At 64.7% G+C, this 6,035-nt stretch carries 8 protein-coding genes; 1 reads left to right on the top strand and 7 read right to left on the bottom strand.

Annotation, left to right across the window (positions count from 1 at the left end; all coding sequences use genetic code 11):
• The coding region (locus tag ACOJTD_RS05875) for a YeeE/YedE thiosulfate transporter family protein (protein ID WP_420131993.1) at window positions 1–223 on the top strand (223 nt) is incomplete at its 5' end.
• A 63-nt stretch (window positions 224–286) separates the two neighbouring features.
• On the opposite strand, the gene ACOJTD_RS05870 is transcribed toward ACOJTD_RS05875, so the two are convergent.
• The 7 genes from ACOJTD_RS05870 to ACOJTD_RS05840 form a co-directional block, all read right to left on the bottom strand.
• On the bottom strand, window positions 287–2,299 hold the full coding sequence (locus ACOJTD_RS05870) for a putative bifunctional diguanylate cyclase/phosphodiesterase (RefSeq protein WP_420131994.1): 2,013 nt from the start codon (window positions 2,297–2,299) through the stop codon (window positions 287–289).
• A 779-nt stretch (window positions 2,300–3,078) separates the two neighbouring features.
• Entirely contained in the window at window positions 3,079–3,714 is a 636-nt protein-coding gene (locus ACOJTD_RS05865) for a phage distal tail protein, Rcc01695 family (RefSeq protein ID WP_420131992.1), read from the bottom strand.
• Window positions 3,715–3,915: 201 nt separating this feature from the next.
• Complete coding sequence (locus ACOJTD_RS05860; protein WP_420131991.1) at window positions 3,916–4,503, bottom strand: phage tail tape measure protein; 588 nt, start codon at window positions 4,501–4,503, stop codon at window positions 3,916–3,918.
• Window positions 4,500–4,703, bottom strand: a complete 204-nt coding sequence (locus ACOJTD_RS05855; RefSeq protein WP_420131990.1) for a rcc01693 family protein — start codon at window positions 4,701–4,703, stop codon at window positions 4,500–4,502. The genes ACOJTD_RS05860 and ACOJTD_RS05855 overlap by 4 nt, the downstream gene beginning before the upstream one ends.
• Entirely contained in the window at window positions 4,700–5,017 is a 318-nt protein-coding gene (locus ACOJTD_RS05850; protein ID WP_420131989.1) for a gene transfer agent family protein, read from the bottom strand. Before ACOJTD_RS05850 ends, ACOJTD_RS05855 begins: the two co-directional genes overlap by 4 nt.
• 10 nt (window positions 5,018–5,027) lie before the next feature.
• On the bottom strand, window positions 5,028–5,435 hold the full coding sequence (locus ACOJTD_RS05845; RefSeq protein WP_420131988.1) for a phage major tail protein, TP901-1 family: 408 nt from the start codon (window positions 5,433–5,435) through the stop codon (window positions 5,028–5,030).
• A gap of 13 nt (window positions 5,436–5,448) precedes the next feature.
• The gene (locus ACOJTD_RS05840) at window positions 5,449–5,856 is read right to left on the bottom strand and encodes a DUF3168 domain-containing protein (RefSeq protein ID WP_420131987.1); all 408 of its coding nucleotides are present in this window, start codon (window positions 5,854–5,856) and stop codon (window positions 5,449–5,451) included.
• Window positions 5,857–6,035: the final 179 nt, after the last annotated feature.

The following is a 6,035-nucleotide window of genomic DNA, read 5'->3' as shown; positions in this document are numbered from 1 at the left end:
CATTCCGGCCCGCTCGCTGATCGCCGCGATCGCCGGCGGCCTGCTGCTCGGCTACGGCGCACGCCTGGCCTACGGCTGCAACATCGGCGCCTACTTCAGCGGCATCGCCTCCGGCAGCCTGCACGGCTGGGTCTGGCTGGTCGCAGCCTTCACCGGCAGCATTCTCGGCACGCGGCTGCGACCGGTGTTCGGGTTGTCGGTGGAGAGGGCTGGACAGGCGTGAGAGCGGCGCGAGGCAGACGCGCGAGGGATTTATCGTCCAGGGCCTACAGGCGTCTGTCGACCATCACGCACCGGCTTGAGGAATAGCGCGATAGTCGGTGCGCTGCCGTTCTTTCCAGAGATAGTCGGCAATCGCATCGCTCGGCATCGGCTTGGCGAAATAGTAGCCCTGGATGAAGTGACATCCCAGCCGGCGCATGGTCTCAAGCTGGCTGTGGGTTTCCACGCCCTCGACGACGCTGGTGATCTCCATATCCTCGCAGAGCGACGTGAGCGACTTGATGATCTTCAGACTGGCCGGATTTTCATTGATGTCGGCGACGAAGCTTCGATCGATCTTGATTTTGTCCAATGGAAGCTTGTGGACGTGGCTGAGTGACGAATAGCCGGTGCCGAAGTCGTCCAGCGACACGCCGCACCCCATCGACTTCAGCGTCGCAATCGATTGCTGTGCGCGGACGAAATCGAAGGTAACGGCGGTTTCCGTGATTTCGAAATCGATGCGATTGGCTGCAAACCCGCTTCTTTCGACGATCGAAATCAACCGAAGTATACCCTCGGCTGCGCAGACGTCGTGGGCGGAGAGATTGAACGACAGGCGGAGCGGGTGTGGCCAGCTCTTCGCGACGTCTAACGCGCGTTTCAGTAGCGCATGAGTCAGTGGCCGTATGAGGCCGATGCGCTCGGCCGCCGGAATGAAGTCCGCCGGCGAGACCCAACCTAATTTCGGATTGCGCCAGCGAGCGAGCGCCTCGAAGCCGACGGTGTGCTCGCTGACGGCATCGACGATCGGCTGGAACACCAATTCCATCTCGACATCGAAATCGCAGGTCCGCAGCAGACTTTCGATGACGCCCCGACTCCGGATTTCGGTCTCGAGTTCCTTGGAGAAGATCACGGCTTGGCCGCGAAGATGACGCTTTGCGTGATAGAGCGAATAGTCGGCGCATTCGTAGAGCGCCTCGGCGGACGACGCTGTTTGTGGAAAGACGGCAAACCCGATCGAACAAGACAGCGGCGTATTGATCGGATCGACCTCATAGGGAAGCTTGATCCGATCGCCGATCTCGCGACCCAGCTGCAACAAATCATCTTCGGTCGGATCGCCGCCGATCAGCAAACCGAACTCGTCGCCACCCAGACGCGCGAACTCGACGTGATGTGATCCGAAGCCTTCGCAGACGTCCCGGATCCGTTGAGCAGCATCGATCAGGATCCGGTCGCCAACCGTGTGGCCGTAGACGTCATTCACCGGCTTGAATCCATCGAGATCGATGATCCCCACAGCCAAGCGACTGCCCGTGGATTGTGCGTGGCTAAATGTCTTCGAGAGATCGGTAAAGAAGCGCCGGCGGTTCGGCAGATCGGTCAGCGGGTCAAGGTTCGCGAGCCTGAAATTCTCATTGGAGAGCGCTTCCGTTTCAGCCTGCTGCACGAGCAGTGATTTACGGCTGGCGACGAGATCGGCGAAATCGCGATAGTAGATGAACAGGACCGTGACCATCGCGCCTGAAACCAGGAGCGTGTTGACCGCGATCGCCTTCAACGTCGGCTCCCCCGTGAGGAAGAAGAACACGACGTAGGGAATATTGACGAGCAACGTACTGATCAAAGCCGCCGAGCGCAGGTGCATCAGAGAGAAAATGCAACCGATCACGGTTACGGCCATGTAGAAGGCCACCTGCCCCTTCGCGAAAACATCCCCGTACGGGTACAGCAAGAACGACCACGTCACGAAGCCGAGGCATAAGGGCGCGACCAACCAATTGGTCACTCGCAGATCGCGCAAGATCTCCGCGTCGCTCCGGACCAGATAGCGCTGGCGCAGCCACCAGAACGCACGCAACGCCGCGAGGCCGCACAGCACGCCGGGCACGATCAGCGTCAAAGCGAGCGGCGCCAGCGGGACGAAGGTGTACGCCACCGCAATCGTGTTGCTGATCAGGATGAAGTAAAGAAGAGGTATCTGTTTCAAGAACGCATCGAACTGCGCCCGCGTCAGATCCGGATTGTCGGATGGCACCCGAAACAGCTGAATAATAGCCAGGCTGACGGACTTGAGATCGGCAGACGACATCGTTTGAGCCTCGGGCGCAGCCTTTTTGTTGCCGCCGATGCTGTCTGACAAGCGTAAAGGTTGCGTTAGAGCACCGCCCTCGAATGTCTTACTGATCAATCAGGTATTAGCCCTAGATGACTTGATCGAGCGACGAGTCGGAACTCTTTCTTATTGGACGCCGTGCACTGCTTCGCCGAGGCGAATAGTGCCCTCATTGAACCGAGTCCGCGCGGATGCAGCTTCCGCGCGAGCACCGGTCGTTACACCACCAAACCATACGCGCTCGATAAAGGGCTCCCGACAGGCATGTATCGCATCGCGGAACCGGAGCTGCGTTCGGGCGGGTTCTGGCTGGTACGCACGATCCATGTGGCGCGCCTACTCTCTATCTCCACACCGGACTCTTCGGAACCGCCCCCCTGCCGCGACGCCGGCAGGAAATCCCGCTACTCCTGGCGCAGGGCACGACAGACCAGATCATCAATCCGAACGTGACCCAAGATTACATGAACGAACTCTGTGCCTCGGGCAGCAAAGTCAAAATGATGGTGTTGCCGGGTATCGATCACGGCCGAGCCGCGCAGGCCAGTTCGATGGCGGCGGTGGACTCGTTGTCGGATCGAGTTGCAGACACCTCGGCGCCGAATGATTGTCAGCGGTAGCGACGGTTGAAGCGTTCAGCACGGCATCGATCAAGGCCGCAATGTCCGCTTCTGCCGATCGGTGGGTGCACCGTGTTCGGCCTTCACCGCGTCCCAATGAAGCCGTCTTATGCCTGCCGCCCGAACGCAACTCCCCTACCCCCTGATCTCCACCAGCGGGATCTTCGGGATCGCACCCGCCGCAAACGCCGACAGGTCCACCTCGAGATAATCGGTATCGAACCGCACCGGGACATCGAACTGATAGCCGGCGGTGATGGCGACGCCGGCCGGCGGGAGGTGACCGGCCGCGAAGGTGACCAGCCCGGTGGTCGGATCGAGGCTGAAGCCGCTAGTTAGCTCGCTGCCGCCGACGGCGATACGGACCGAGCCGGCGACCGGTTTGGTGATGGCGCGGGTGTAGGGCGCGAAGCCGGTGCCGTAGGTCTTCACCAGCTGATAGGTCGCGGTGGTGCCGTCGCCGGTGCCGATGCCCTGATCGAGCGGCGAGACCGGCTGGCCGGGCGCGGCGGAGGCATGATCGAGCCGGTCGCGCCAGCGGAAGCCATAGAGCTGGCCGCGGCGCTCCTCGAAGAACGCCACCACTGCCTGCAGCGCCTCCAGCGTCTTGATGCCGTAGCCGGCGTCGTAACGCCGCCGCGAATCCGCCCAGCGCGCATTGCGCTGTTCGCGGCCGGAGCCGAACGTCACGATCTCGGTCCGCCGCTCCGGCCCGCCGGCGCTCTTCAGCGCGACGTCGAGCGGAAACAGAATTTCGTGGAATGGGGTCATGATGACGGCACCACGCGCGGCTCTCGAGCCGAGAGCGTTATCAAGAAACAGTTGGTAGGCAGTAACTCTCCCCGTCATTGCGAGGAGCGAAGCGACGAAGCAATCCAGCCGCGTTCCCGGAACTGGATTGCTTCGCTTCGCTCGCAATGACGGTGAGAGGGCATTCGCTCCGCTGGCGTCGTTCACGGCATCCGCGATTGGCTACAGTCCCCGTTGCCCGCGCTGCACCGCGCGGGCGATCTGGCCGGTGACGTAGCTTTCGGAGCGGCGGAAGCTGTCGGCGTCGGGAGTGGCGATCTGGATGTTGACGACGCTGCTGCCGCCCCCGCCGGCAACACCGAGACGGCCGTCCGGGCCACGCTGCAGCGGCAGGATGGCTTCGGGCCCTGCTTCGCCGGCAAGACCGACGCCGCCGCCGATCATTGGAAAGTAAGTCGGCGTGCCGATCACGCCGCCGGTCGCGAACGGCTTGATGGCGCCGTCGGCGTTCTTCGACGTGGCGCCGCCGAACAGCCCCGAGAACAGGCCGTCGAACGCCCCGGCGAGCCCGTTGGTCAGCGGCTTCAGCGCCGCCTTCAAGGCGAGATCCGACACCTTCAGCGCCAGCGATTTCAGTACGTCCTCGAACTGCTTGCCGCCGGTGACCGCTTGCGAGAACGCCGAAGTCATCGCCCGCGCGAACCCCTTGGCTTCGCCGCTGAGCGCCTGGGTCTTGGTGGTGAGTTGCTCGACCTTCTGCGATGTCTCGTCGGTGCAGTTGCAGTCGCACTCGTCGCAATTACTCGTCATCGCGCCTGCTCCTTTTGGTCCGGATAGCGCCGCATCAGCGCGTCGAGACCGCCGCGATCGAGCGGCGCGCCGACGCCGCCGCGGGCGCCGATCAGCGCAGCGGCGAGTTCGCGCGGCGTCATCCGCCAGAATGCATCGGGTGACAGCCGCAGCGTGCCGAGGCCGAACTGCATCGCCTCGCGCCAGGGAAATGGCGTCATGCCGCGGGCTCGCCGAAGGTCGCGGTGATCAGCTCGGCGGCGATCGTCGCATAGCCGGCCGCGCCCCCCGGCACGGTCATCGCCGCGACCTCGTCGTCGCTGACGGTCTCGCCGGCGCCGCGCAGGCCGGCCGCGATGATGCGCACGAGGTCGCGCGACGACAGATGCCCGCTGCCGAAGCGCTGCGCCAGCGCCACCAGATCCGAGGCGGCGAACGCGGCTTCGAGTTCGGCCAGCGCGCCCAGCGTCAGCACCAGCGTCCGCCGCTTGCCGCCGAGGTCGGCGTCAATCTCGCCGCGATGTGTGTTGGCCATGGTGCCCTCCCTAGAGCGCCGCGAAGGCGAGCGCGCCGGCGCTTTCGAGCGTGATGTCGAAGGTGACTTCGCCGTTGTGCTCGCCGGCGAATTCGAGGCTGGCGATCTGGAACGGCCCGCTGATCGCGCCGAAATCCGGCACGATCACCTGGCAGTCGCTGATCAGCCCGCTGAAGAACGCTTGCCGCACCACCGCGTCGGACGCCGCATCCTTGAACAGCCCACGTCCGGAGATCGAAGCGCGGCGCACGCCGGCGCCGGCCAGGAGTTCGCGCCAGCGATCGGCGGATTCGGCGTGGGTGATGTCGACCAGTTCGGCGTTGAACGCGATCTTGCGGCTGCGCAGCCCCGCGACGGTGACGTAGCCCGCGCCGTCGTTGATCTTCACCAAGAGGTCCTTGCCTTTCTGTGCGCCCATGCGCGGCTCCTTGTTAGTTCGGTTCGGTAACGGCGCGAAACCGCACCAGCGCGTGATAGGTGCGGCCGTCGGCGGCGCGGCGGATGTCGCCGAGCGCGAAACGCAGATTGACGAGGCGATGACCGGCGGGCTTCAGCGGCGCGTCGTCGAGCGCCTGCAGCAGCGCGCCGGTGATGACGTGCGCCTCCTTGTGGCCGCCCTGCCGTGACCAGGCGTGCAAAGTGAGTTGGTGTTCCTGCAGCGGCGCGTCGTCGGCCGAGACATCGCTGATCCGCGCCTCGCCGAGCGTGACATAGGGAAACGCCGCATCGCGCGGCGGCTCGTCATAGACCCGCGCGCCGCCGAGCGCGGCATTGAGGCCGGGATCGGCGATCAGCGCCTGATAAATCGCAGCGCGCAGCGCCGCGGGTGCGGTGAGCATGGCCAAGCCTTTTCATGCTGTGCGAGGGAACGAAGCCCGCGCGGCTCCCCTCCCCCTTGCGGGGCGGGTCGGGCGGGCGAAGCGGCGGCCGGGGTGGGGGGCCGCGGGCACTGAGCATGGGGCGCGGCCCCCCCCCCCCGCGGGGGCGGGCGGGGCCCCCCCCCCCCCCCCGGGGGGGG

It is taken from the genome of Rhodopseudomonas sp. (genome assembly GCF_048594845.1).
Taxonomy (GTDB): domain Bacteria; phylum Pseudomonadota; class Alphaproteobacteria; order Rhizobiales; family Xanthobacteraceae; genus Rhodopseudomonas.
This window is presented reverse-complemented; position numbering and strand designations above follow the sequence as displayed.

What these genes read in the sequence shown, in the direction of transcription:
- ACOJTD_RS05870 (WP_420131994.1), bottom strand. Translation starts at nt 2,299, where the DNA reads ATGTCGTCTGCCGATCTCAAGTCCGTCAGCCTGGCTATTATTCAGCTG.
- ACOJTD_RS05865 (WP_420131992.1), bottom strand. Translation starts at nt 3,714, where the DNA reads ATGACCCCATTCCACGAAATTCTGTTTCCGCTCGACGTCGCGCTGAAG.
- ACOJTD_RS05860 (WP_420131991.1), bottom strand. Translation starts at nt 4,503, where the DNA reads ATGACGAGTAATTGCGACGAGTGCGACTGCAACTGCACCGACGAGACA.
- ACOJTD_RS05855 (WP_420131990.1), bottom strand. Translation starts at nt 4,703, where the DNA reads ATGACGCCATTTCCCTGGCGCGAGGCGATGCAGTTCGGCCTCGGCACG.
- ACOJTD_RS05850 (WP_420131989.1), bottom strand. Translation starts at nt 5,017, where the DNA reads ATGGCCAACACACATCGCGGCGAGATTGACGCCGACCTCGGCGGCAAG.
- ACOJTD_RS05845 (WP_420131988.1), bottom strand. Translation starts at nt 5,435, where the DNA reads ATGGGCGCACAGAAAGGCAAGGACCTCTTGGTGAAGATCAACGACGGC.
- ACOJTD_RS05840 (WP_420131987.1), bottom strand. Translation starts at nt 5,856, where the DNA reads ATGCTCACCGCACCCGCGGCGCTGCGCGCTGCGATTTATCAGGCGCTG.